Below are 22,489 nucleotides of genomic sequence, written 5' to 3'. Positions count from 1 at the left end.
GATAAATCGGCTGTATGTCCTATGCGACCTGGCATCTCAAAACACGAACAGGATGGAAACGAATCTCCATCCTGTTCGATAGGTCTTACCAGATCCTCATCCAGCCCAACTTAAGTGAACTGCATTACTCCATAGCGGCGCGCTTCATATCAAGGGCATCGGTTACAGGCGCAAGGAGATGCTGGCGGCAGCCCTCGCCGAACGGCTCGGCAGGGCTCGGCTGAGAACGACCCATCAACCTCAGCCCTTGCCGCCAGTGTCGATGCTGCTCGATGTCGATCGCATGTATCGCGAAAAGGCGGCAGCCGGAGTGCTTCGCAAAATTGCGCCAAAGCGCTTCAATCTGAAGGGCGAGGCCTGGCTGCCGGTGCTGCATGCGCGACATAACAACTGGCATTTCACCGCGTCCTTCTCGAACAACAGGCTGGCGCACGAACTGGCAAAAACGAGCGACTGGGTCGTGATCTATTTCCAGGCCGACGGTCAACCGGAGGGACGGTGCACTGTCGTCACCCAACCAACGGGGCCGAGCGCAGGCATGCGCGTCGTTCCGGGACGGGAAGACGAACAGCAACTGAGGCAAACGGTATGATGGAAAGAGCGGCGAGCAGCATTGGCGACGGCGAAACGGAACTCGCAGTTCCGCTCGAAACTGTATGCTTCATCATCATGAAGGCGCGCGAATTCGATGCCAAGAATCCCGTCACCGAACCTAACCCCGCCTCCAATCCGTCCGACGATCATTCTGCCGCGATCCTTGAGGATCATGCCGACGACCCTGTCCTCGAAGAACTGCGGTCGCTGATCTCCGATCTTTCCGTCGACGCACAAATCGACCTGGTGGCCCTGATGTGGCTGGGTCGCGACGACCAATCCGCCGACGAGTGGCAAAGTGTCCGCCAGCAAGCAACTGATGCGCACAACAAGCATACTTCAGACTATCTCTGTGGGACGCCGCTGTTTGCAGACCATCTAGCCGATGGTCTTTCGACACTCGGCTACTCCTGTGTCGAATATGAACGCGAGCACTTTTAGTCATCGGAGTGCCCTGCGCATGCTGACGGACGGCGTTTCGATGTCGCCGCGCAGGTGCGCGCCTCTGCATTGAGGCTCCAGCCGAAGGTATTTTCTCTCGCCATTGATCCCAATCAATGAGCCTCCTCTTTGCAGCGGCTTTGATGCTGTTCTTGCCAGGCTGAGCCAAATTTGGTGACGCGGGCGCGATGAATCGCGGCAAAACCGCGGAGTCGCGAAGCAATGGACCAGTTCGGTGACGACACCTGGCAAGCGGGTCCGCTGACCTCCAGCTCTAGCGCCTCCTGGGAAACCTAAGGTGGAAGGGTGGAGGCGGCGGCACCTGCCGATCAAGCTCGCCAAAGGAGAAGAGCCATGGCCGAAACTGCCACCAAACTGCCTGTGAAGACCGAGAAAAGCACTGCGCCGGCGCCAGCCGGTAACTGGACCGCGCCATTCGAAAGCCTGCGCCGCGAAGTCGACCGCCTGTTCGACGATTTCCACCCGTTCGACTTTCGCTTGCCGTCGACGCGCTCCCTGTTCGGTCGTGAACTGCCGTCGCTGCGCAACGCGGGCTGGCCGGTCGCGCCGGCCATGGACCTGGTCGAGAAGAACACGGAGTACGAGATCACGGCCGAGTTGCCCGGCATCGACGAAAAGAACGTCGAGATCAAACTCGCCAACAACATGCTGACGATCAAGGGCGAGAAGAATGAGCAAAAGGAAGAGAAGGATAAGGACTATTACCTTTCCGAGCGCCGCTACGGCTCCTTCCAACGTTCGTTCCAGCTGCCTGAAGGCGTAGACGCCGACAAGATCGAGGCGAACTTCACCAAGGGCGTGCTGACGATCAAGCTGCCCAAGACGGTCGACGCCCAGAAGGCCGAGAAGAAGATCTCGGTCAAGGCTGCCTGAATCCGTGATTGTGCTCTGTCAGCGCGCCGGTTCGACGCGCTGACGGCGCTCCTCGAAGGTGAACCAGTCCGTGTGCGGATGCGTTCAGGCTTGGCCTCACCTGAACTTGCTGCGAGATGGGCCGTCATAAAGCCGTTCCGATGTGACGAAAACGCTTTGCGCTGGATCAAGTGGGATTTCACCACCTACGCTGGATTGGAAAGCTGGCCGGCTTTCTTGCGCGCCTGAATATCCCTCGCTGCCCCCGTCCGATTGCTGGCGAAGATTACATACCCCGAACCACGCGCCGTCCGATTTTTTTGCACTCACCAAGAGATGCGGGGCTAATCGGTGCCGCCCCGACACCCCGCTGGCGCATCGTTGATGCAGGTCAATGCCGCCACCGCTGTTTGCCTCCAATATATGCGATGCAGTAATCGATGAGATGGAGCTTAATCCGATGCTTTCTCCGACTTGGCGCAGGACCTTCGCCGCCGGGCTGATGCTGGCAGCTGCAGCAATGCCTGTCGTAGCCAGTGCTGAAGACAACGACACTGATTCTGGTTGGTGGCCCCGTTGGGGGATGGGCCGAATGATGATGGGCCAATGGGGGATGGGCGGCCCGATGGGCGGCTATGACTCAGACGAGATGCTCGATCGAATTGACGGTCGACTTGCTTTCCTCAAGACGGAACTGAAGATCACCGACGAGCAGACCCCCGCTTGGGATGAGCTTGCCGGCGTCATCCGCAGCACAGCCGAGGCGCACAACGCGCTGATGCAAGGTATGATCAAGGAATTCCAGCAAGGTGACTTCCTGAAGAAGCCCCTGCCCGAACGACTGGCCTACCAGCAGACCCATCTCGAAGCCCGACTGGAGCAGGTAAAAGCCGTCAGTGCGGCCGTCGAAAAACTGTACGCAAAGCTGAGCGACGAGCAGAAGAAGGCAGCTGACGAGATCGTCCTGCCGATGATGGGCATGGGTATGGGGCGCTCGGGAGGCGTCGGCCCAGGAATGATGTTCAGATAGCCCCCGTTCGCATCTGGCGTTGAAATTTTGGAGACCGGAGTGACCGCGCCCGCGAGAGCGGATCGCTGCGGACAGATTGCGGAGGAACTTAACGCATGTGCGTCGTGCTTCGCCTTCTGGGGTCTTTGGCCGCGCTGGCCGTGCTCGGCATCAACCAGGCCGCGGGCTCAACGATCTTTCCGACAGGAGTGCTCTACAGCAACTGGAGCGAGGAGACCGAAGAGGCAAAGGTCTGTGAGATCATCCTCGATGTGAGCAATCCGCCGTCACGGGAAGTCGTCAAGTTCATCACGCTTGCAGGGTACAACAAATTCGACGGGACGGTTCTAGCCGGCTTTCTTATGGCTGCAGCCGACCTCACGGCTGACGACAAATATCAAATAGCGCAGATTTCGGACGCCGCATTCGGCTCCCGCACATTCAGCTCGCTCGGCCATTTCGATTACGAAATCTATGATGACGGGACGGTCATGGCGACGACACAAGATCCTCTTCTCGCCACGGCGTTCATCAACGCAGTGTTTTCCGGAACTTATGAATTGCGGTTTGCTCGCTCGGAATCATTCGCAGAAATGCGAACCTACAAGATTGGGTCTGCTCCAGGGGAACCCGTAACCAGCAATTTCACACACTGTCTCGATCTCCTTGCCTTCGAGTCCCACCGCACTCAATCAGACGCATCGACGAAAGGAAGCCCGCTGCCGGAGGGAGGTGGCAGCGGGCTCGGCATCACGGGAGGACTCCCCATCGCTTACACCCATCAGGGGAGGACATGTGCAGACTACAGGTAAGAGCGCGTCTCGAGTCCGCCCTACCCGGTTGCCCAGCATGTCACGCCAGGATGATTTGATCCGGCTCAATGCGAACATCGCTCCTTACGACAGAATGGCAAGATTGATTGATGGAGCGATCGCATGACACACAATTCAGCTACGGGATTCATTCACGCCGCCGAGCAGGCCCAGGAATAAGGATCTGGGCTGGAACGAAGAAAACAGCTACCGATTCCTGAAATCCGTCCTGCACACGTTGCGGGACTGGCTGTCGCCAGAGGAGATGGCCGACCTTTCAGCTCAGCTGCCTACACTCATCAGGGGCATATATTTCGAAGGCTGGAAACCGGACACACCCACGTGGGAAAGGAAAAAGCGCGACTTCGTGATTTGTGTCAGGAACCACTTCGGCTATGAACTTGACGTCGATATCGACCAGGCGATCAAAGCCGTTTTTAGGTTGCTCGACCGCCACATATCGCGTGGCGAGATCGTCCAGGTTCGGAACTCGATGAAGAAATCGCTCCGTCAGCTCTGGCCTACGGATTGACCGATGTTCCGCGATCGTCGGGACGACGATGAAGGTTGCGATCCGCGCCCTCAAGCGGCGGTCGCCACGCGAGATCGTCGTGGCAATCCCTGTCGCGCCGCCTGACATATTGGCCGAGCTCGCCCAGGAAGCGGATCAAGTGGTGTGCCTCAGTCAACCGGCGCGTTTCCAAGCCCTGGGTGACCACTACCACAGCTTTCCCCAACTCACGGATGACGAGGTGACGGACGCGCTGGTCGAAGCCAGGCAAGAACGCAGCGCGGGCATGCGAGCAATTCGGCGCCGGACCGTCAAGCCCGGGGGGCTTGAGTGTTCCAAATTCCATTCTCCGTCCGCCAGGCGATTGGCGGCAGTGTTTGATGAACATCAAGGTGCCGAGCCGCGAACGCGGCGACAGTTGGCGGGATACACAGGACCCGCAAAGCATGCATTCTCCGATTTTTTCTGCCCATGGCGTGACCAAGGTCTACCGCGCCGGCGAGGTTGAAGTGTTCGCCCTCTGCGGTGTCGATCTCGACCTCTATGAGGGAGAGATCGCTGTCCTGCTTGGACCGTCAGGCAGCGGAAAGTCGACGCTGCTCAACATCATGGGCGGGCTTGACCGGGCGACCGCAGGTGAGGTGCGCTTTCGAGACCAGGATCTGACCACCTTCTCCGAGAGGCAGTTCACCCGCTTCCGACGCGACCATGTCGGCTTCGTGTTCCAGTTCTACAATCTGATCCCGAGCCTGACCGCTTGGGAAAACGTCGCACTGGTCACCGAGATCTCGTCCAATCCGATGAAGCCCGATGAGGCGCTGGAGATGGTCGGCCTCAAGGATCGCATGGCACATTTCCCCGCCCAGCTCTCCGGCGGTGAGCAGCAAAGGGTGGCGATTGCCCGTGCAATCGCCAAACGCCCGGAAGTCATGCTGTGCGACGAGCCGACCGGCGCCCTTGATTCGAAGACAGGCGTTCTGGTTCTCGAAGCGCTGTCGCGGGTCAACGAGGAGATGAAGACGACGATGGCGATCATCACGCACAATGCCGGCATCCGGCAGATCGCGCATCGCGTCTTCACCTTCAGGGACGGTCGCATTGCCGATGCCGTCGTCAATGACCAGCGGGCACGGCCCGCTGAAGTAAGCTGGTAGCGCCGTGTCGGTCCTCGATCGCAAGCTTCTGCGCGATATCCTGCGGATGTGGGCGCAAGTCCTCGCCATCGCCCTCGTCATGGCCTGCGGCGTCGCGACGATCGTCCTCGCCGTCGGAGGCTATCGCTCGCTGGAGCAAACCCGCACGGCATTCTATGATCGCTACCGGTTTGGCACCGTCTTCTCCGGGCTGACGCGCGCGCCGCTCCACCTTCGCGAGCGCATCACATCAATCGCGGGGGTCAGCGGGCTCGAACTGCGCATCGTCAAGCCGGTCTTGCTGGACATGCCTGGAATGGCCGAACCGGCCACCGCGATTGCCGTCTCGATCCCCGACCGCGGCGAGCCTGCAGCCAACAGACTTTACCTACGCATCGGCCGGCTGCCTGAATCCGGACGGCCCGGCGAGGTAGCGGTGACTGAACGTTTCGCGACGGCGCACCGTATGGCGCCCGGCAGCACGTTCGCTGCCATTCTGAACGGCCGCAAGCGGACGCTCAGCGTCACCGGCATCGTGCTCACGCCCGAATATATCTATGCGCTCGGCCCTGGCGACATGGTGCCAGACCCGCGGCGCTTCGGCGTCTTCTTTATGCCGCAAACCGCGCTTGCCGGCATCTTCGACATGGATGGCGCATTCAACGATGTGGCCATACGCACCCAGCGCAGTGCCGACATGCAGGCGATTGAGGATGCGGTCGACCGTGTCCTGAAGTCGTTCGGGGGAACCGGAGCGCACGGGCGCGCCGACCAGATATCTCACGCCTTCCTTGACAATGAGCTGATCCAGCTTCGCGCCATGGCGGCCGTCATTCCACCGGTGTTCCTGTTTGTGTCGGCCTTCCTGGTCAACATGATCCTGTCACGATTGATCGTGCTCGAGCGCGAACAGATCGGGCTGATGAAGGCCGTTGGCTACGGATCGGGGGCAATCGGCTGGCATTATGCCAAGCTGACGCTTGTGATCGCGTTGATCGGCATCGCCATCGGCGCCGGTGCCGGCAACTGGCTTGGCCACGGCCTCACCACGCTCTATGCGCGGTTCTTCTCCTTCCCCTTCCTCATCTTCCAGCAAAGTCTCGACCTCTATGCCATCGCCGCCGCGACAAGCGCGCTAGCAGCTCTTTTGGGGGCGGCACGTGCGATCTGGAGCGTCGTTACGCTTCCCCCCGCGGTCGCCATGCAACCGCCGGCCCCAGCGCGATACCGGGCCTTCCTCATGGGCAACGGCCGTCTTCTTTCATCGTTTTCGCAATTGACCATCATGGCGTTGAGACATTTGGTGCGCTGGCCCATGCGCTCGTTGCTGACGACATTGGGGACCTCGCTTGCCGTCGCTCTGCTGGTCACGGCGCTGTTTTCCTTTGATTCCATATCTTTCATGGTCGACACGGTCTTCTTCCGTGCCGAGCGACAGGATGCGACCTTGTCGTTCGGTGTCGAGCAACCACCTCGCGCCCTGCAGTCGGTCGCTGCCATGCCAGGCGTGCTACGCGCCGAGCCGTTCCGAGCAACAGCTGTGATCCTGCGCCATGGCCATCGTGAGCGCCGGCTGGTGATTTCGAGTGTCCCCCAACAGGCGGACCTCGCGCGGGTTCTCGATCTCGATCTCAATCCAGTCGACCCGCCTCCGGCCGGCCTCATGCTGTCCGAAAGGGTCGCCTCGCTGCTCCATCTGCGTATCGGCGATCTGGCAGAGGTCGAACTGCTCGAAAAGGCACATCGAATGATCCGCGTTCCCGTGACCAGCATCGTCCAGAGCTATGTCGGGCTTGCCGTCTACATGCGGGCCGAGGCGCTCGACCGGCTGCTCGGCGGCGGACCACGCATTTCCGGTGTCAGGGCGGCGATCGATCCGGCACGCCTCGGCGAACTCTACGCCGCCATCAAACAGACGCCCGTTGTCGCCTCAATCGCGCTGCAGGGCATATCGCGCCAGCGCTTCCGCGAGACAATCGGAGAGAACATCACGATCATGACCAGCGTCTACACGGCGCTTGCCGTCATCATCGCATTCGGCGTCGTCTACAACTCCGCCCGTATCCAGCTTTCCGAGCGCGCCCGCGAACTCGCCGGCCTGCGCGTGCTCGGCTTCACCAGGAGCGAGGTTTCAAGCGTCCTGCTCATCGAGCTGGCCAGCATCGTCGCTTTGGCGCAGCCGCTCGGCTGGATCCTTGGCTATCTCTTCTCGTGGTCGGTCGTGGCGGGCTTCGAGAGCGACCTCTTCCGCATTCCGTTCGTGGTCAATCGGTCCACTTTCGCGCTTGCCAGCTTGGTCGTGCTCGCCGTGGCCACGCTTTCGGCATTGATCGTTCGGCGTCGCATCGACAGCCTGGACCTGGTGCGCGTCCTCAAGACAAGGGATTAGTCCGATGAAGTCGATCTGGATCAAACGCGTTGGACTTGCGCTGCTTGCCGTTGCGGTCGTCGCAGGCTTCGGCTGGGCTTTGCGCGAGCAGCCGGCGCTGGTGGATGTAGCCGTGGTTACCGCGGCGCCAATGAAGGTGACGATTCGCGAGGAAGGTATGACGCGCGTGCGCGACGTCTATGCGGTATCGGCGCCGATTGCCGGTCATCTGACGCGCACGGTGGTGAAGGAAGGCGACGAGGTGAAGGCAAGCACGGTTGTTGCTTCCATCCATCCGCTCGACCCGCCACTGATCGACCGGCGCGCGGAGGCCGAACTGCTTGCCAGCCGCGACGCGGCGCGCGCTGGTGTCGGTGTTGCCGAGATCGATTTGCAACGCGCGCAATCGGCATTGAAGCTGGCGCAGGACGAATTGACCCGGACAGTCAAACTGTTCGGATCCGGTTTTGTTTCAGAAAGTGCTTTGCAGAGGCTCACCAACGAAGTCGACCTGCAGAAAAACGCGGTCGATGCCGCGAAAGCAGTCATAGGGCTCAGAGCCGCGGAACTTGCGAACGCCGAGGCACGCCTGCTGCAGCCCGATCCGGCGGACCCGACCGGTGAAAGCTGCTGCGTCAATCTTCTGGCTCCCATCGACGGAACCGTTCTTGCCGTCATGGCAAGGAGCGAACAGGCGGTGGCGGCTGGCGCCAAGATCGCCGAGATCGGCAACGTCCACGATCTGGAGATCGCTGTCGACCTGCTGTCAAGTGACGCGGTACGCATCGCCTCTGGGACAAAGGCTGAGATCAGCGACTGGGGCGGCGATCATGCATTGCGCGCGACGGTAAGACGTGTCGATCCAGCGGCGTTCACCAAGGTTTCCGCGCTCGGGATCGAGGAGCAGAGGGTTACCGTCGTCCTGGATCTGGAAGATACGGACGTCCGGCTCGGCCACGGCTATCGGGTCTTCGTCGAGATGACCGTCTGGGAGTGCGCCGAATGCGTCCAGGTGCCGATCGGGGCGCTGTTCAGGAACGGCGACCGGTGGAACGTCTTCGTTGCCGATGGTGGTCGCGCCAGGCAAACGGACGTGCAGATCGGTCACATGAATGACGATGTCGCCGAGGTGCTGACAGGCCTGGAGCCCGGTGTCAGCGTTGTCGTCCACCCGTCCGACACCCTTGTCGATGGAGGTCTGGTGGAGCGACGCAACTGAATCGCTACGAATTGGCGTTCCGATTGACGAGTATCAACGCAAGAAGCTGACTTGTAACAAAAACCAGGAGACGATCGACAATGATCATCCATCCGATGTCCACACTTGAGTGCACGAAGCTGTTGGCTGCGAGTCGGGTGGGATATTTAGGGTGTACGAAAGGCGATCAACCCTACATTGCACCGATCCACTTTGCCTACGCTGATCACCATCTCTATGCCTTCTCGATGCCTGGCAAGAAGGTCGAATGGATGCGGGCAAACCCATTTGTATCCGTCCTGGTCGATACGCGCGGCGAAGGGCAAGAATGGAAAAGCGTCGTGGTTGATGGTCGATACGAAGAGCTCCTGGACCGGATCGACCGCATGCCGGAACGGGAGCATGCCTGGTCAATTTTGAGCAGGCACGTCGACTGGTGGGAACCTGGAGCCCTTAAGCCGGTGAGACCTCCGCTTGCCGACCACTCGACACACGTATTCTTTCGCATTTCAATCAAGCACGTGTCAGGTCGCGAAGCGAAAGAGCGTACTATTTAAAGTCGCGGCACACTGGCAGTGCTTCACCGCGCCATCAAGACAGGCAGTGATTGATCCTCAAGCATCGACTTGGTGACGCCGCCGAAAATCCGCTCGCGCAAACGGGAATGACCATAGGCGCCCATCACCATCAGCTCGGCGCTGCTGTCCACCGCGTGCCGGCGAAGAACATCAGCGACAGAATGGTTCGCACTCGGCAGGCGGTCGACTGTTACCTTCACGCCATGCCGGGCGAGGTACGCTGCGGCATCAGCTCCGGGTTCCTGACCGTGGTGATATTCGTCCTCCACCGGATCGACCATGACGAGGCGCACTTCATCTGCGCCTGTTAACATATCGAGTGATTCACGAACGGCGCGCGATGACTCAAGGCGAGCGTCCCATGCTACCAGTACACGTTTCGGCTTCAGTGTCGGCCGCGTCCCCGGGGGAATGATCAGCAGCGGCTTCCCGGATGAAAACAAGGCGCCTTCGATCACCTTGCTCTTCAGCGTCTCGCCAGCGAGCAACTCCGGCCCGATCACCGCAATGTCGGCGTAGCGTGCACGGCGACCGATTCTTTCGTCAGCCCAGCCGGCCTCAGGATACTCGCTTGAGACATCGGCAGAAAGCGCTCTGTTGGCGAGAAAAGCCGACACGGCAGCGGCTCGCCTCTCCAAGAGCTTCTCGTCGGCCTGCCGCTCCTTCAGCCAGTCTTCTGAAACGATTGCTGCATAGTCTCCGACTGGCGGCGGCGCAGCAATGACAACGGCAAGAACGGCAAGATGGGCGCCGACTTCGTCGCAAAGGTCAGCGGCGAGTTTGAGATCGCCGTCACCCATATGCGGTCCTGTAACCGTAAGTATCGTCCTGAAAGCCATGGCGGCTGCTCCGTCTCTTGTCAATTTCCATGACAACGATAACAAGACGGTTCGGCATGCCCATTGCGCTGAATCAAAGACACATACCAACGCCGAATTGATCCGGATCAACCCGTGTGCGGGTTGACGCGGTACGCTTAGCCGATCAAATGGTGGATGCGCGCATGAGATTCCTACTCGTATTAGCTCTCGCGACCATGGCCTGCGAAGCGTCCAGGGCGCAGGAAATGAGCTATGGCGAGGCGGAATATCTGAACTCCTGCGCAGTTTGTCATGGTCTCGATGGCAAGGGCGACGGCCCCTTGCGTGACCTGTTGACGAAGCGTCCGGCCGACCTGACACACCTGTCCAAACTCAATGGGGGGACGTTTCCCTATTCGAGGGTCTTCGCGACTATCGACGGTCGCTATGCCGTACCGAGCCACGGCGATCGCGAGATGCCGGTCTGGGGTCGCCAGTTCCTTGAGCAAGACGAAAAAATTTACGGCCACAGCGGCGGTGAGGTTGTCACGACCGAACGCATCCACAACCTGGCCAGTTACATTGAGACGCTGCAGCAATAGTTTCGGCAGCAGCGAAGGTCACCAAATGGCTTGGTGTGCCTGCAAGGATTGGTGCACGGTCTCTCTGCGCCACCAACTTGGCTTTGGACCGCGATGACTGACATCAGCCTCAGGCTGGACGAACGCCTTGGCCGGATCGATGCAAGGCAGCGTCTGGGCATAGAAGACGAGCACGAAGCACAAATCTTCGGCCACGGCCTGAACTTCTTTCACCTGGAGAACTGGTATTCGATCGCTACAATGATCCGCAACGGGCTGCGGGTCACGGGGCTCTATGGACGCGGGTGCCGCAACGCCGAAAACGTCCAACTCCGCGTCAACACTATCGCGTCGGCAACCCTGCCACGCCGCTTCGAAGGATTCCGGATTCTGCACCTCAGCGATCTGCATACGGACATAAGCGGCCCCGCGATGGATCGCCTCACCGAAGTCGTCGCTGGTCTAGACTATGACATTTGCGTCCTGACCTGTGATTTCCGCGCAAAGACCTTCGGTCCCTTTGAAGCCGCCGTGAACGGTGTCGCCCGCGTACGCACCTTTCTCAGGGGACCGCTATACGGGGTGCTCGGCAACCACGATACAGTTCGAATGGTTCCGGCCCTGGAGGACATGGCATTCGCATGCTGATGAACGAACTGGAAGTGAGCGGGGCGGAGAGCGCATCTATCTCGCTGGAATTGACGATGCGCATTTCTTCCGGGTCGACAATATTGAAAAGGCGGCTGCCGATGTGCCGGCCGACGCATATTCGATCCTGCTTTCGCATACTCCCGAGATCTATCGCCAGGCAGTTCACGCTGGATTCGACGTGCTGTTCGCAGGTCACAACCATGGCGGCCAGATCTGTCTGCCGCGAGAATTCCGATCACCCTGGATTCGAAACTCCCGCGGACGATGGGCGCCGGCGCGTGGATGTATCATGGCATGATGGGTTATACATCGGTTGGCGCCGGCTCGAGTGTCGCCGCAGTACGGCTGAACTGCCTTCCCGAGATCACACTGCCCCATCTGGCCCGCAAGGATCAGTAGGGTCTGTCCCTGATGCGCAGCATGTAAAGAAGCCGGGAAACCACGAGTTCGCCAATCCAGAACGCGCCGACACCGATCAGAATGTCCCAAACCGATAAGCCCACAAGGTTCTTGACCGCCAGGAAAGGCAACAGAGATTCCGGCACCTGATCGAAGCCTGGCGCCTCGGCGCTCGGAGCTAGAGCGCTTCATATTTTGACGGAAGCGTAGCCTGCGTTTTCGAAGTAGTTCTTGCATTCGGCTGCCTCGATGGTTTCGACGAGGTGGCCGATGTGGCGCCACGTGTCCTCGACGGTGCGTTTCTGAGCTTGTCGCATCCAGTGTTTGATCTTGGCGAAGGCCTGCTCGATCGGATTGAGGTCCGGCGAGTAGGGCGGCAGATACCAAAGCCTGGCGCCGGCAGCTTTGATCGTCTGCCTGATGGCCGCCGACTTATGGCTTCCCAGGTTATCCATGACCACGATGTCGCCGGGCTTCAGCACGGTGATGAGCTGCTGCTCGACATAAGCACGGAAGCATTGGCCGTTGATCGGTCCGTCGAAGACGCAAGGTGCTGCGAGCCGGTCCCAGCGTAGTGCACCGAGGAAGGTCAGCGTGCGCCAGTGGCCGTGTGGAGCCAAGCCGCGCAGCCGTTTGCCTTTCGGCCCCCAACCTCGCAGTGGAGCCATGTTGGTCTTGATCCAGGTCTCATCGATGAAGACCAGGCACTGTGGATCGAGACCGCTTTGCCAAGAGCGCCATCGCTGGCGCCTGCGGGCAATATCGGCACGCGCCTGCTCAAGGGCGAACAGAGTTTTTTTGAAGCTCAGGCCTTCGCGGCGCAGGAACAGCCACACCGTATTGTGCGAGACCTTGACCCCGCGAGCATCCAGCTCGTCCTTCAGCCGACGCAGCGTCAGTTCAGAGGTCTGATTAAGCCGCTCCATAATGAAGGCCCGATGCGGCTCAAGGACGCGCTTGCGATGTCCGCCCATCTTGCCCGGCGCCACCGAGCCAGTGGCACGGTAACGCTGCGACCACTTCACTACAGAGGAAACCGCAACGCCAAAGCGCGAGGCAACCGCACGGCAGGTCTCCCCGTCGCCAACCGCCGCTACTGCACGCTCACGAAGATCATTTGAAAGCGCTCGCGTCATCAGATGCTGGCCTCCAATCCAGCCAGCATCTTGAATCACAAACATCCGGCTTTGGGAATCCTACGATTCTCTCAAAATAGGAATCGCTCTAGACCCAAGCGACGTTTGATGAAGCTCGACAGCATGTCGCCGACCATGGCGGTGAAGCCGATGAGCACTCCAGTTTCAATGTCGAGCCCGACAAGGGGAGCGCCGATCGCAGTAGCGAGGGTTGCCAGCACGAACCCGCGAAGCGTGTTTGACTTGCCCAAGAGCGGCTGTCCGTCCCAGAAGAGCCGACCGCCATCGATCGGCGATGCGAGCCAATCGCCAAGCATTTTCTTGGCGATTGGGGGCACTCCGTTCGCGAGTGTCAGCAAAACGAGGCACTGTGCAATCGGCCAGAAATGAAGCTCAGTCATTGTGTTCATCGTGACGCACGGGGCCGGAGCTAGGCGATCGGATCGGGTTGCCTTCCTCCGACGACCCGCTATCACTACCAGCTTTTCAATCGGGATGCTGTTCGCGGTATGCTCGAAAGGTCGTCGCGACCCGACATCCTGACGAGTTGTCGCTTGTTAAGAATTTTAAAATTCTGCGCATTGCAGATTTTGATGATGCCCTTGCGGCACATCTCGTGAATGACGCGACTGATGGTCTCCCCGGTTGTCCCAAGATAGCTGGCCATGTCACGGCGACTGATGGGTACATGGATCGAAAGGTTCGCGTCAGGCGTCAATTCATTCGCACCGCTACGACGGCAAAGCATCAGGAAGAAGCTGGCAACTCGTTCCGGCACCGTCTGGCAGCCAAGCAGCAGCATCCAATTGCGCGCTGCGTCGAGTTCGTTCAGCGTGCTCAGCATCAGTTGATGCTCGAGCTCGGGAAAGCGCTCCGTCAATCGCTCGAAGGCGCGACGCTCATAACAACATAGCGTCACATCGGACGCCGCCTCGATGTCGTAGTCGGAAAGGCCTCCGAAGACGCGGCCGAAGAAGTCTGAACGAAACAGCAAACCGACGAGCTGCTGGCGTCCGTCTTCCAGTGACTTCTGCATGCGCAACACGCCGGACACGACGATGCCCACAAAGGATGTCGCCTCCATTTCGCCAAGCACCGTTTCGCCGAGACGATACGTCCGGTGATGGGAAAGCCTGGCGAGTTCCTTCTGTAAGTCGACATTGACCCTGTTGCACAGTGATGTTCTGCGCACGGCGCATCGATCACAGGGCGTCAGGGCTCGGACAGAAGGCAACGCTTCCACAGCACTCTCCAACTCACGGTTGTGCCAACTCGGGAATCCAAAATAGAGTTGACCAGAAACTCAGATTGGAAAGACAACTTAAAAGGCCATCCTGGAACCAAAACTCGTCCAAGTTCGTGTTGTCGTCTTTGTTCCGAATCAAATTGAAATCAGCTTTGCTTCCAAGCCCCCTCGTCAGGCGGTCCGAATTTGATTGGACCGCAGGGATATTCGGCTTAATATTTTTTGCTCGGGAACGTTCAGACCCAAAAAAGAGCACCTGTTTGGGAGCCAGCTCGTGGATCGCTATGTGGCACACGCCAATATCGCTCACTTTCGCGAGATGCTCTCTCACGAATTGAGCCCGGAACAGCGGCATGTCGTTGAGAATTTGCTTGCCAAGGAAGAGTTGAAGCTCCGGGTTTTGGAAGCATCAGAGGAAAGCACGGTTCGCTCGGGTCTGAAACTGGTTGCCGCAGCGCTCTCAAAGCATCACGCGGGCGAATCGATTTCAACCAAATCCACGATCGAAGCCGTGCGTTGGGCTCGGCCCGATTGCGGCGAAAGCGACGATCAATTGACTACATACATCGTGCAGTATGCAAAGGAGCGGCACTTGGTTATCCTCTTTGACACCCGCGATCACCGCAACTAGCGGGATTCCTTGGGGTGGCGGTCCTGCTGTTTCGGTCCATTTGAGACAGGGGTTGGCTCGGATTATTTCTCAAGCCAGGTGCGGTGACTGCACAACGGCAAAAATACCACGATTCTCCAACTCTTCGTTGACATCATTCGGCAATGGCCGGCAACCACAATGCACGGCATGTTTCAGATGCCAAACTAGTCCTTCATCCGAGGTGCGGAGTCGCGGCGGATCGTTCGACAGATGCCATTGCAAGTTTATTTTGGTCTGCCTTGATGGATAATGGCGAATAGCTTCGTGAGACACTGAGTTCTCCATTATTTTTGGACAATGGTACCGGCTGAAGTCGAATGCGTCGTTGATCGGGGTCAAGGCTCAGCGCTGATGAGTGTTGCGACATGCGGGGGGTCGAAGAGCGCCGCTCCGCAAGCGCCCATCAGGCGGGCCAGGGCGGCTCGCTGCGTCGGCTTGGCTCATGGCAGGTGACTGCGGGTCACGCAAACTGGCGGCGACGCGCTAGTCTTACCGACGGCTAGTCCTTATCACTGAAATGACGCGGATGAGATAGAGACGGGAGCCGCCTCAGGTTTTGTCCTGACATGTCCACCCACTGCGGGCCCGAAATGCAGAAGGACCCCAGGGAAGCTCCCGCCGTCTTCAACGACTCCCGGTACTAGGTAATTCCCCGTAGGGACATAACCGAATTTCGCGACCTGCGGATTCGCGCGATTGCTGTGTCACGGATCAACCGGGGAAACCGCCATGCACGCCTACACGACCTCCAGAATTTCACTCCCGTCGCATTCTGCCCGGCCGACCCTGCCAGCAATATTCGATTCGGCACCGCCGCAGCCGGTCAGCTTCTTTCCCGCTGGTTCGGAAATCTATGCCCAGGGCGAGAAGGCCGGAGCCTTTTACCAGGTAAGGTTCGGCGCCGTGCGCATCTACCGCCTGCTTGCTGATGGCCGCCGGCAGATAAGTGCCTTCCACCTGGCCGGAGAGACATTCGGCTTCGAAGCTGACATGACGCACCACTTCTTTGCCGAAGCGATCAATGCCACCGGTGTCCGCGTCTTCCGCTTCACTGCTGGAGCGGACATGTCCCATCAGTTGCTGCCCTTGGCGCTCAAGGGGTTGACCAGGGCTCAGGAGCACTTGCTGGTTCTCGGCCGCCAGAACGCAATCGAACGCGTCGCCGCGTTCCTGGTCGATATGACGGAGCGGCAGGGTGGATTGCGGCAAGTCGAGCTGCCGATGTCGCGCATGGATATCGGCGACTATCTCGGGCTCACCATCGAGACGGTATCGCGTGTTTTCACCCGGCTGAAGGACAAGGGCGTCATCCGCATGCTCAGCCTGCGCAGCATCGAAATCGTCAAGCATGAGGCGCTTCACAATATGAGCGAGTGACGCAACGTCTATTGGTTAAGGCGCGCCGCAGACCGTGAGCGGCCACGCTCGCCAATAGCAGCTCTAACGATTGCAGGCAGCAGATGACTACGGACAGCAATAATACTCTTACCACACGTACCGGATTTCGCTTCGAGGTGCGCCGTGCGTGTGCAGACGATGAGCCAATCCTGGCCGAATTCTTTACCCATGTGACGCCCGAAGACCTGCGATTTCGCTTTCTCGGCGGAGTGAAGGAAGTGTCGCATGAGCGGCTCGTCGCAATGACACGCTCCGATGATGCCCTGGTACACAATTTTCTTGCCTTCTCAGTCGACGGAAAGCTGATCGCGGTCGCAACACTGGCATCCGATCAGGCTTGTCGGCACGGAGAAGTCGCGATTTGCATTCGTGCGGATCGCAAGCATCTAGGCGTCGGCTGGGAGTTGCTCGCGTACATTGCGAAATACGCTGAAAGGCTGGGCCTCGAAACAATCGAGTCGATCGAGAACCGCGAAAACCGCGCTGCCATCGAGCTTGAACGCGAGATGGGATTCACCGTGACAACTTATCCTGACGATCCCACGCTTGTCCTGGTTCGGCGAGAGCTGAGAAGCAACGTGCCAGACTAGCTGTTGGGAGCCACTTCCGTCTTGGGTGGGTCGTTCAATCGCTTCTTGAGGATATCGATGAGGCTGATGGTGACGGCTATCGCCGCGGGGCCGAGGACGAGCCCGGATGCTCCGAAGAGGACAATGCCACCAACCGCGCCTATGAAGGCCACCACCGTGTGTAGCCGCAACCGGCTCCCGACAAGCATCGGATAGAGCAGGTTGTCGATGCCGGCCACGATGACGCCGCCCCAGATGGTCAACATCGCCGCGCGAGCCCAAGCGCCTTCCAGACTGAGATAGACCGCTGCCGGCACCCAGATTACGAATGCGCCGAGCACCGGCACGATGGCCAGAAGTCCCATCACCAGACCCCAAAAGACCGGAGTGGCCAAGCCGAGCCACCAGAACATCAGGCCGCCCAGCGCTCCCTGGACAGCGGCTACGAACACGGTGCCTATGAGAGTCGCATGTACTGTTTCTGCAAAGCGGGACAGTACGTATGCCGTTTCAAGAGGGCGCAAGGGAGAAAGGCTCTCGACCCATCGCAGGGCACGTTCGCGGTCCCGCAGGAAATAGAACAGAAGATAGAATGTCAGGACGAACATCACGACCTGATTGATCGAGCCGCGCAAAAGCGATGTGCTTTGTCCCGTCAGCCATTGCGCGAATGCGGCGACTGAGCCAGCCGGATCGAGCCGATCCTTGATCCACACCGCAACACCCGCAAGCCTGGGATAGTCCGACACGAAGCCATCTGGGTTCCAGCCCCGGATAATCTCCTCTAGATAGTTAGCTCCGTTTGCCGCCTCGCGAACGAGTTGCTGTGCCACGAAGATGAGCGGCAGACCGACTGCAACCGCCGCGACGCTGACCGATATCAGGGCTGCCAGATTCCGATTTCTGGTCTTTGCCTCCACCTTCAGATGTGCCGGAAGAAGGACGATTGCCAGCACGAGCGCCCAAGTCAATGCCGGCAAAAACGGCAGCGCCAATAGATAGCATACATATAGACCGATCGCTGTCGCCGCCAGGACGCCAAGCAATCTCAATTGTTTCATGTCGGACAACTGTTTAAGGCCGAGCATCTTGCGCCATCTCACAAGCCAAGCGAGCCTAACGAGTTTCCTGACAAAAGGGCAGCTTCCCCTGTCATACCCTCACCGCTGTGGTACCTAGCAAACCTTGAATCCGACAGCGACGATGGATCGGCAAGCTCAAGATTTCAAACCTTCCAAATTGATGTCGCTGCGACAGGCAAGCACCAACGGGACTGCAACAACACCGCTGACGAGAAGTAGCCAGTCTTGCGGCACGCCGAGGAGGAACGCTGCACTCCCTCCGATCAACGACCAGATGAACGGGATCGCGAGCAACCACCGCGACATAGGAGGCTTTGCGAAGAGGAAGAAACCGAAGGTGAAAATCGTCACCGGACAGGGCGTGACACCGAACACTGGCATTTGCGGATATGCGTGACCCGTCCAGATGCCTAGGAGGGGGTAAAGGACGACCGCATAGGCGACTAAACCAATTCCCACGCTTGCTGCAGGTCCAGAACCCAGCCCGAAGCGCAGTTCGTTCCTGACGGCACCAACATAGGCCAGCATGGCTCCCTGCGCGACAAAGAGGCCGCCAAAGATAAGCGCGGCCTTGTTGATCTCGGCAAAATGGAGCCAATGATATCCAACTCCGGTCCACAGCCACATGATTGCAAGGGTGCCAGCGATCAGACGATCCGCCGTTTGCGGTCGCCAAAACAACAGGGCCACGGCAAGCAAGCCAAGGGCAAATGCAGCCAGTTGCGCGGGCCAGATGACTTCATTGTATGCGACCAGGTTGGCGAGAAACTGATCACGCGTGAAGGGCATCGAGTGTATCTCCGGGCTGCATCACCATAGCCGTGGTCACAGGACACTCGTTTGATCTGGCGCAAATCAGCGGCCGCCCAATTTGCTCTCACTCAAGGCCCGTCTCCCAGCCATACTTAAGAATGGGGCCATTCTCATTCCGGTCCTGCATCGGCCCACGACCTATGAATGTCCCTTCAGCGTCGTCTCCCAGATCGTGGGAAGTCTTGCTTCGCGTCAAATTGCAATCCTTGGCAGGTCTGGAGGCAATGTTGACCATTTGCGCTACTCCAAATGGCTCCGACATTTCTTGCCTCATCGGGCCCTGCGGGGTAGGCGTCCGTGCACCGATCGGCATCGCGGTCCGACTTCCAGTGTTTCAGGCTTTCAGCCCATCCCGCCAGAAATGTTTCAGGACCTCAAGGCAGACCAACACCGCAATCCCGGCAGCAAGGGTCACGGTGAGATCGTCCAGATGCAGCGGTCCAAACTGAAAGAGAGTACTGGCGAGCGGCCAGAAAAGTGTCCCACCCAGTGCGGCAGCAACCGCCACGACGACGATACCAAGCGATCGATTTGGACGGAACAATGAGATCAGCAGTGAATCGCTGAACGTACGGTTGACGAAAATCAGCCCGACGATCGTTAGCACCAGCGAGAAGAATGTCAGCGCGCGAATTTCATTTTCCGGTATTCCCCAGTGCAGGGAGAGAAGAAAAATAGCGGCGACGAGAGCAAACGCCAGCGTGCCCTGCACAACGCTCCATGCGATCAACGAGCGCGAGAAGAGCGCCGCTTCCGGATCCCGCGGCGGACGCTTCATCGTGTCATCTTCCTCGGTTTCTGCTTCAAAGACCAATGAGCAGACCGGATCGATCACCATCTCCAGAAAGGCAATGTGAATTGGCCCGAACAGGATAGGAAGCCCAAACAGCAATGGAAGCAGGGCCAGCCCGGCGATCGGCACGTGCACGGCAAGAATGAAGCCCATTGCCTTGCGTAAGTTGTCGTAGATGCGGCGGCCCAGCCGAATGGCTTTGACTATCGACCCGAAATCGTCGTCGAGGAGGACGATGGACGACGCCTCGCGCGCGACATCCGTGCCGCGACCGCCCATGGCAATGCCAATGTTTGCGGCTTTCAGCGACGGAGCATCGTTGACGCCGTCTCCCGTCATGGCGACAATCTCGCCGTTCGACTTCAAGGCTCTGACGATTGCCAATTTCTGCTCGGGCATGATCCGCGCGAACACCGATGTGGTTTTCACGCGCGCCGCCATGGCTGCGTCATCCAGTGTCTTGAGCTCTTCACCGGTGACGACATCGTTGAAATCGAGCCCGGCCTGACTGGCGATTGCTCTCGCGGTCGCGGGATAGTCCCCGGTAATCATGATCACTTTTATTCCGGCGGAGCGGCAATTGGTCACCGCGTCCGGAACCCCTGAACGCAGGGGATCGGCAAGTCCGACGAGGCCCATGAACTCAAAATCGAAACCAGTCTGTTTGTCCGGCAATTGATCGCCAGCATGACCAGAACGTGCCACGCCTAGGACGCGCAGTCCTTCTGTTGCCATGGCGTCCACAACATCCTTGACCGAAGCAACACGATCCGCAGGTAGACGACAGAGTGCCGCGATGGCCTCCGGCGCTCCTTTGGCGGCAATCAGGCAGTCGCCACCTTCAGCCGACGATTGCCAGGCATTCGACATTGCCAACAGTTCAGGGCGCAACCCATAGGCGCGGGCCAGTTTCCGATCGGTGCTGTCTGCGCGCTTGGGCAATCGCTCCTGCGCGAGTTTGTGAAATGCCCTTTCCATCGGATCAAAGGGAATCTCGGCACTGGCTAGCATGCCGATCTCGACCATCTCCCCAAATGCCGCCGGCATCTCTGTGTTTGAGTTGTTCAGCAGGCGAAACAGTTCGCCATCGGGCGTTCTCAGTTCTGCAATTGTCATGCGGTTCTCGGTCAGCGTTCCGGTCTTATCGGTGCAAAGGACCGTTGCCGAGCCAAGGGTCTCGATCGCCGCTGCACGACGGGTGAGCACGCGCGCCTGCGAGATGCGCCATGCGCCCATGGCCATGAAGATTGTCAGCACCATGGGAAATTCCTCGGGCAGCATCGACATGCCGAGCGCAATACCGGCCAACACCGCATCAAGCCATCCGCCGCGCAGCAGGCCATAAAGCACGACCGCGAGAACACTGACCGCGCCGCCGACCAGCGCGAAGATGGCGACAAGGCGTTTTGTCTGTCGCTGCAAGCGGGGTGCTTCGGTCTGCATGGTGCTAAGCGATTGCCCGATCGCACCGATTTGACTTAGCGGCCCGGTTGCCAGAACTTCGCCGATGCCTGAACCGCGAACGACGAGTGATCCAGAAAATGCTAAAGGCAGGTCATCGCCACCTGGTCGACGCTCGCCCGGCGGGTCGCCGACTTTCGCCGCAATCTTGCGCACCGGGACGGATTCGCCAGTCAGCAGAGATTCATCGGTCTGGAGATCCCGGCTCTGGATTAGCAAAACATCGGCCGGCACCCGATCCCCCTCGCCCAGCACGACCAAATCGCCGCGCACCACCTCGCGACCAGCAATGCGCTTGCGTTCACCGTCGCGTATCACCAGGGCACGGGGACTTGTCAGATCGCGCAACGCCTCCAGAACGCGTTCTGTCCGAGCTTCCTGAACGATGGTTATTCCCACCGACAACGTGGCAAAGGCAAGCAGGATCAACGCCTCCTGCAGATCGCCAAGAAGCAGGTAAACGGCACCTGCACCCAATAGAAGCGCCAGCATCGGTTCGCGCATGACCTCGAACGTAATCCGCAACGGCGTGCGCCGACCGGACCTGGGCAATTCGTTGAAGCCTTCGGCGACAAGCCTTGCCTGCGCTTCGGTTTCGCTGAGGCCAGGCGGGGGAAACGTCGCCGCGGGTGGTTGAGACACGCTGGCCTGCGCTGATCGCTTCCTCGCGCTATCGCGCATTTCCTGCTCGCCAAGCACTGACATCAGCCCTCTTGGCCCCCAGGTGACGGGTGCTCGTGCCGGTGCAGCTCGGAGGACAGCTGGGCGGCTGCCGCCCTTTCCTCATCCGTGGGGATCACCAGGACCTCGACGCTGGAACCGGCAAAGCTGATGATTTCCTCACCGCGCTGGTTCCGGTTATGGTCGATAACGAGGCCAAGCCAACTGGCCGCGGCGCCGATCCTCTCACGGATTAACGGCGCGTTTTCGCCGATGCCGGCCGTGAACACCAGCGTATCCAGACCTCCCAGCGCGGCGGCCAGCGATCCGATCTCGCGCCCGATGCGATAGACGAATAGGTCGATGGCCTCGGCGGCGGCACGATCGTTTGAGCCGATCAGCGTCACCATGTCACCGGATATCCCCGACATGCCGAGCAGGCCGGATTGCTCGTAGAGAAGCGTGACCAGTTCGCCGATCGGAAGCTTCCGGTCCTGCAGCAAATGGAGGATGACCCCCGGGTCGAGCGCGCCGCAACGTGTGCTCATGACCAGGCCGTCCAGCGTCGAAAAGCCCATCGTCGTTGCGACGCTTACCCCGCAATTCATGGCGCACAGGCTCGCGCCGCTGCCGAGATGGGCGACGATCGCCCGGCCGCCAGCGCCGGCGCGGCCGCGCAGTTTTAAAGCAATGTGGCTGTAAGACAGTCCATGAAAACCATAGGAAATGAT

General features: G+C 59.4%; 23 protein-coding genes and 1 pseudogene. 15 read left to right on the top strand and 9 right to left on the bottom strand.

Annotated features, from left to right (window positions below; genetic code table 11):
- Positions 1 to 262 precede the first annotated feature (262 nt).
- From EOA19_RS33125 to EOA19_RS33100, 6 genes are all read left to right on the top strand, one after another.
- Entirely contained in the window at positions 263 to 592 is a 330-nt protein-coding gene (locus EOA19_RS33125) for a hypothetical protein (RefSeq protein WP_206638150.1), read from the top strand.
- Positions 589 to 1,035, top strand: a complete 447-nt coding sequence (locus tag EOA19_RS33120; RefSeq protein WP_348629861.1) for a DUF3775 domain-containing protein — start codon at positions 589 to 591, stop codon at positions 1,033 to 1,035. Before EOA19_RS33125 ends, EOA19_RS33120 begins: the two co-directional genes overlap by 4 nt.
- A gap of 354 nt (positions 1,036 to 1,389) precedes the next feature.
- Positions 1,390 to 1,929 (top strand): Hsp20/alpha crystallin family protein, encoded by a 540-nt coding sequence (locus EOA19_RS33115; protein WP_127293806.1) that lies wholly within the window; start codon positions 1,390 to 1,392, stop codon positions 1,927 to 1,929.
- 373 nt (positions 1,930 to 2,302) lie between these two features.
- Positions 2,303 to 2,938, top strand: a complete 636-nt coding sequence (locus tag EOA19_RS33110) for a Spy/CpxP family protein refolding chaperone (RefSeq protein WP_245486439.1) — start codon at positions 2,303 to 2,305, stop codon at positions 2,936 to 2,938.
- Between the two features lie 95 nt (positions 2,939 to 3,033).
- The gene (locus EOA19_RS33105) at positions 3,034 to 3,729 is read left to right on the top strand and encodes a hypothetical protein (protein WP_128305943.1); all 696 of its coding nucleotides are present in this window, start codon (positions 3,034 to 3,036) and stop codon (positions 3,727 to 3,729) included.
- 238 nt (positions 3,730 to 3,967) lie between these two features.
- Positions 3,968 to 4,261: a DUF2267 domain-containing protein gene (locus tag EOA19_RS33100; RefSeq protein ID WP_245486438.1), complete on the top strand. Its 294-nt coding sequence runs from the start codon at positions 3,968 to 3,970 to the stop codon at positions 4,259 to 4,261.
- Here EOA19_RS33100 and EOA19_RS35515 read toward each other — a convergent pair.
- Positions 4,251 to 4,628, bottom strand: coding sequence for a hypothetical protein (locus tag EOA19_RS35515; RefSeq protein WP_164893108.1), 378 nt, complete (start codon positions 4,626 to 4,628; stop codon positions 4,251 to 4,253). The two genes, EOA19_RS33100 and EOA19_RS35515, sit on opposite strands and share 11 nt — an antisense overlap.
- Before the next feature lie 58 nt (positions 4,629 to 4,686).
- On the opposite strand from EOA19_RS35515, the gene EOA19_RS33090 reads away from it, so the two are divergent.
- The 4 genes from EOA19_RS33090 (at position 4,687) to EOA19_RS33075 (ending at position 9,496) form a co-directional block, all read left to right on the top strand.
- On the top strand, positions 4,687 to 5,394 hold the full coding sequence (locus EOA19_RS33090; RefSeq protein ID WP_164893107.1) for an ABC transporter ATP-binding protein: 708 nt from the start codon (positions 4,687 to 4,689) through the stop codon (positions 5,392 to 5,394).
- Positions 5,395 to 5,398: 4 nt separating this feature from the next.
- Positions 5,399 to 7,762 carry an FtsX-like permease family protein gene (locus tag EOA19_RS33085; protein ID WP_128305942.1) on the top strand — a complete coding sequence of 788 codons (2,364 nt, stop codon included), beginning with the start codon at positions 5,399 to 5,401 and terminating at the stop codon, positions 7,760 to 7,762.
- A gap of 4 nt (positions 7,763 to 7,766) precedes the next feature.
- Positions 7,767 to 8,960: an HlyD family efflux transporter periplasmic adaptor subunit gene (locus EOA19_RS33080; RefSeq protein WP_128305941.1), complete on the top strand. Its 1,194-nt coding sequence runs from the start codon at positions 7,767 to 7,769 to the stop codon at positions 8,958 to 8,960.
- Between the two features lie 80 nt (positions 8,961 to 9,040).
- A complete protein-coding gene (locus EOA19_RS33075) occupies positions 9,041 to 9,496 on the top strand; it encodes a pyridoxamine 5'-phosphate oxidase family protein (RefSeq protein WP_127293814.1) in 456 nt (151 codons plus the stop codon).
- A 23-nt stretch (positions 9,497 to 9,519) separates the two neighbouring features.
- Here EOA19_RS33075 and EOA19_RS33070 read toward each other — a convergent pair whose 3' ends face one another.
- Entirely contained in the window at positions 9,520 to 10,356 is an 837-nt protein-coding gene (locus EOA19_RS33070; protein ID WP_127293816.1) for a universal stress protein, read from the bottom strand.
- A gap of 164 nt (positions 10,357 to 10,520) precedes the next feature.
- Between EOA19_RS33070 and EOA19_RS33065 the strand changes: the two genes are divergently transcribed.
- Positions 10,521 to 10,919, top strand: a complete 399-nt coding sequence (locus tag EOA19_RS33065) for a cytochrome c (protein WP_128305940.1) — start codon at positions 10,521 to 10,523, stop codon at positions 10,917 to 10,919.
- A 93-nt stretch (positions 10,920 to 11,012) separates the two neighbouring features.
- Entirely contained in the window at positions 11,013 to 11,546 is a 534-nt protein-coding gene (locus EOA19_RS36235; RefSeq protein ID WP_245486436.1) for a metallophosphoesterase, read from the top strand.
- 590 nt (positions 11,547 to 12,136) lie between these two features.
- Here EOA19_RS36235 and EOA19_RS33055 read toward each other — a convergent pair.
- The 3 genes from EOA19_RS33055 to EOA19_RS33045 form a co-directional block, all read right to left on the bottom strand.
- On the bottom strand, positions 12,137 to 13,129 hold the full coding sequence (locus tag EOA19_RS33055) for an IS630 family transposase (RefSeq protein WP_084026313.1): 993 nt from the start codon (positions 13,127 to 13,129) through the stop codon (positions 12,137 to 12,139).
- A 26-nt stretch (positions 13,130 to 13,155) separates the two neighbouring features.
- Positions 13,156 to 13,485: a CDP-archaeol synthase gene (locus tag EOA19_RS33050; protein WP_164893106.1), complete on the bottom strand. Its 330-nt coding sequence runs from the start codon at positions 13,483 to 13,485 to the stop codon at positions 13,156 to 13,158.
- Between the two features lie 74 nt (positions 13,486 to 13,559).
- Positions 13,560 to 14,327 carry a Crp/Fnr family transcriptional regulator gene (locus tag EOA19_RS33045; RefSeq protein WP_127293820.1) on the bottom strand — a complete coding sequence of 256 codons (768 nt, stop codon included), beginning with the start codon at positions 14,325 to 14,327 and terminating at the stop codon, positions 13,560 to 13,562.
- A 277-nt stretch (positions 14,328 to 14,604) separates the two neighbouring features.
- On the opposite strand from EOA19_RS33045, the gene EOA19_RS33040 reads away from it, so the two are divergent.
- From EOA19_RS33040 to EOA19_RS33025, 3 genes are all read left to right on the top strand, one after another.
- Positions 14,605 to 14,961: a hypothetical protein gene (locus tag EOA19_RS33040; RefSeq protein ID WP_128305938.1), complete on the top strand. Its 357-nt coding sequence runs from the start codon at positions 14,605 to 14,607 to the stop codon at positions 14,959 to 14,961.
- Between the two features lie 750 nt (positions 14,962 to 15,711).
- Positions 15,712 to 16,359 (top strand): helix-turn-helix domain-containing protein, encoded by a 648-nt coding sequence (locus EOA19_RS33030; protein WP_128305937.1) that lies wholly within the window; start codon positions 15,712 to 15,714, stop codon positions 16,357 to 16,359.
- 83 nt (positions 16,360 to 16,442) lie between these two features.
- Positions 16,443 to 16,970 (top strand): GNAT family N-acetyltransferase, encoded by a 528-nt coding sequence (locus tag EOA19_RS33025; RefSeq protein ID WP_128305936.1) that lies wholly within the window; start codon positions 16,443 to 16,445, stop codon positions 16,968 to 16,970.
- On the opposite strand, the gene EOA19_RS33020 is transcribed toward EOA19_RS33025, so the two are convergent.
- The 4 genes and pseudogenes from EOA19_RS33020 to EOA19_RS33005 form a co-directional block, all read right to left on the bottom strand.
- Complete coding sequence (locus EOA19_RS33020; protein WP_128305935.1) at positions 16,967 to 18,037, bottom strand: AI-2E family transporter; 1,071 nt, start codon at positions 18,035 to 18,037, stop codon at positions 16,967 to 16,969. The two genes, EOA19_RS33025 and EOA19_RS33020, sit on opposite strands and share 4 nt — an antisense overlap.
- Positions 18,038 to 18,166: 129 nt before the next feature.
- A complete protein-coding gene (locus tag EOA19_RS33015; protein ID WP_128305934.1) occupies positions 18,167 to 18,820 on the bottom strand; it encodes a DUF6064 family protein in 654 nt (217 codons plus the stop codon).
- A 358-nt stretch (positions 18,821 to 19,178) separates the two neighbouring features.
- On the bottom strand, positions 19,179 to 21,803 hold the full coding sequence (locus tag EOA19_RS33010; protein WP_245486434.1) for a cation-translocating P-type ATPase: 2,625 nt from the start codon (positions 21,801 to 21,803) through the stop codon (positions 19,179 to 19,181).
- A pseudogene (locus EOA19_RS33005) lies at positions 21,803 to 22,489 on the bottom strand (acetate/propionate family kinase); the annotation flags it as partial. The pseudogene EOA19_RS33005 and the gene EOA19_RS33010, both read right to left, overlap by 1 nt.

Origin of the sequence: Mesorhizobium sp. M7A.F.Ca.US.010.02.1.1, from assembly GCF_004023085.1 — a bacterium.
GTDB lineage: Bacteria > Pseudomonadota > Alphaproteobacteria > Rhizobiales > Rhizobiaceae > Mesorhizobium.
Note: the sequence above shows the minus strand (reverse complement) of the source record. Positions and strands in the feature narration are given on the sequence as shown.

Excerpts from the sequence above, each read along its gene's own strand:
- EOA19_RS33015 (WP_128305934.1), bottom strand. The coding sequence starts at position 18,820 with ATGCCCTTCACGCGTGATCAGTTTCTCGCCAACCTGGTCGCATACAAT.
- EOA19_RS33115 (WP_127293806.1), top strand. The coding sequence starts at position 1,390 with ATGGCCGAAACTGCCACCAAACTGCCTGTGAAGACCGAGAAAAGCACT.
- EOA19_RS35515 (WP_164893108.1), bottom strand. The coding sequence starts at position 4,628 with ATGTTCATCAAACACTGCCGCCAATCGCCTGGCGGACGGAGAATGGAA.
- EOA19_RS33020 (WP_128305935.1), bottom strand. The coding sequence starts at position 18,037 with ATGCTCGGCCTTAAACAGTTGTCCGACATGAAACAATTGAGATTGCTT.
- EOA19_RS33070 (WP_127293816.1), bottom strand. The coding sequence starts at position 10,356 with ATGGCTTTCAGGACGATACTTACGGTTACAGGACCGCATATGGGTGAC.
- EOA19_RS33065 (WP_128305940.1), top strand. The coding sequence starts at position 10,521 with ATGAGATTCCTACTCGTATTAGCTCTCGCGACCATGGCCTGCGAAGCG.
- EOA19_RS33010 (WP_245486434.1), bottom strand. The coding sequence starts at position 21,803 with ATGTCAGTGCTTGGCGAGCAGGAAATGCGCGATAGCGCGAGGAAGCGA.
- EOA19_RS33055 (WP_084026313.1), bottom strand. The coding sequence starts at position 13,129 with ATGTTTGTGATTCAAGATGCTGGCTGGATTGGAGGCCAGCATCTGATG.
- EOA19_RS33125 (WP_206638150.1), top strand. The coding sequence starts at position 263 with ATGCTGCTCGATGTCGATCGCATGTATCGCGAAAAGGCGGCAGCCGGA.
- EOA19_RS36235 (WP_245486436.1), top strand. The coding sequence starts at position 11,013 with ATGACTGACATCAGCCTCAGGCTGGACGAACGCCTTGGCCGGATCGAT.
- EOA19_RS33075 (WP_127293814.1), top strand. The coding sequence starts at position 9,041 with ATGATCATCCATCCGATGTCCACACTTGAGTGCACGAAGCTGTTGGCT.
- EOA19_RS33120 (WP_348629861.1), top strand. The coding sequence starts at position 589 with ATGATGGAAAGAGCGGCGAGCAGCATTGGCGACGGCGAAACGGAACTC.
- EOA19_RS33105 (WP_128305943.1), top strand. The coding sequence starts at position 3,034 with ATGTGCGTCGTGCTTCGCCTTCTGGGGTCTTTGGCCGCGCTGGCCGTG.
- EOA19_RS33025 (WP_128305936.1), top strand. The coding sequence starts at position 16,443 with ATGACTACGGACAGCAATAATACTCTTACCACACGTACCGGATTTCGC.
- EOA19_RS33080 (WP_128305941.1), top strand. The coding sequence starts at position 7,767 with ATGAAGTCGATCTGGATCAAACGCGTTGGACTTGCGCTGCTTGCCGTT.
- EOA19_RS33050 (WP_164893106.1), bottom strand. The coding sequence starts at position 13,485 with ATGACTGAGCTTCATTTCTGGCCGATTGCACAGTGCCTCGTTTTGCTG.
- EOA19_RS33110 (WP_245486439.1), top strand. The coding sequence starts at position 2,303 with ATGCCGCCACCGCTGTTTGCCTCCAATATATGCGATGCAGTAATCGAT.
- EOA19_RS33030 (WP_128305937.1), top strand. The coding sequence starts at position 15,712 with ATGCACGCCTACACGACCTCCAGAATTTCACTCCCGTCGCATTCTGCC.
- EOA19_RS33090 (WP_164893107.1), top strand. The coding sequence starts at position 4,687 with ATGCATTCTCCGATTTTTTCTGCCCATGGCGTGACCAAGGTCTACCGC.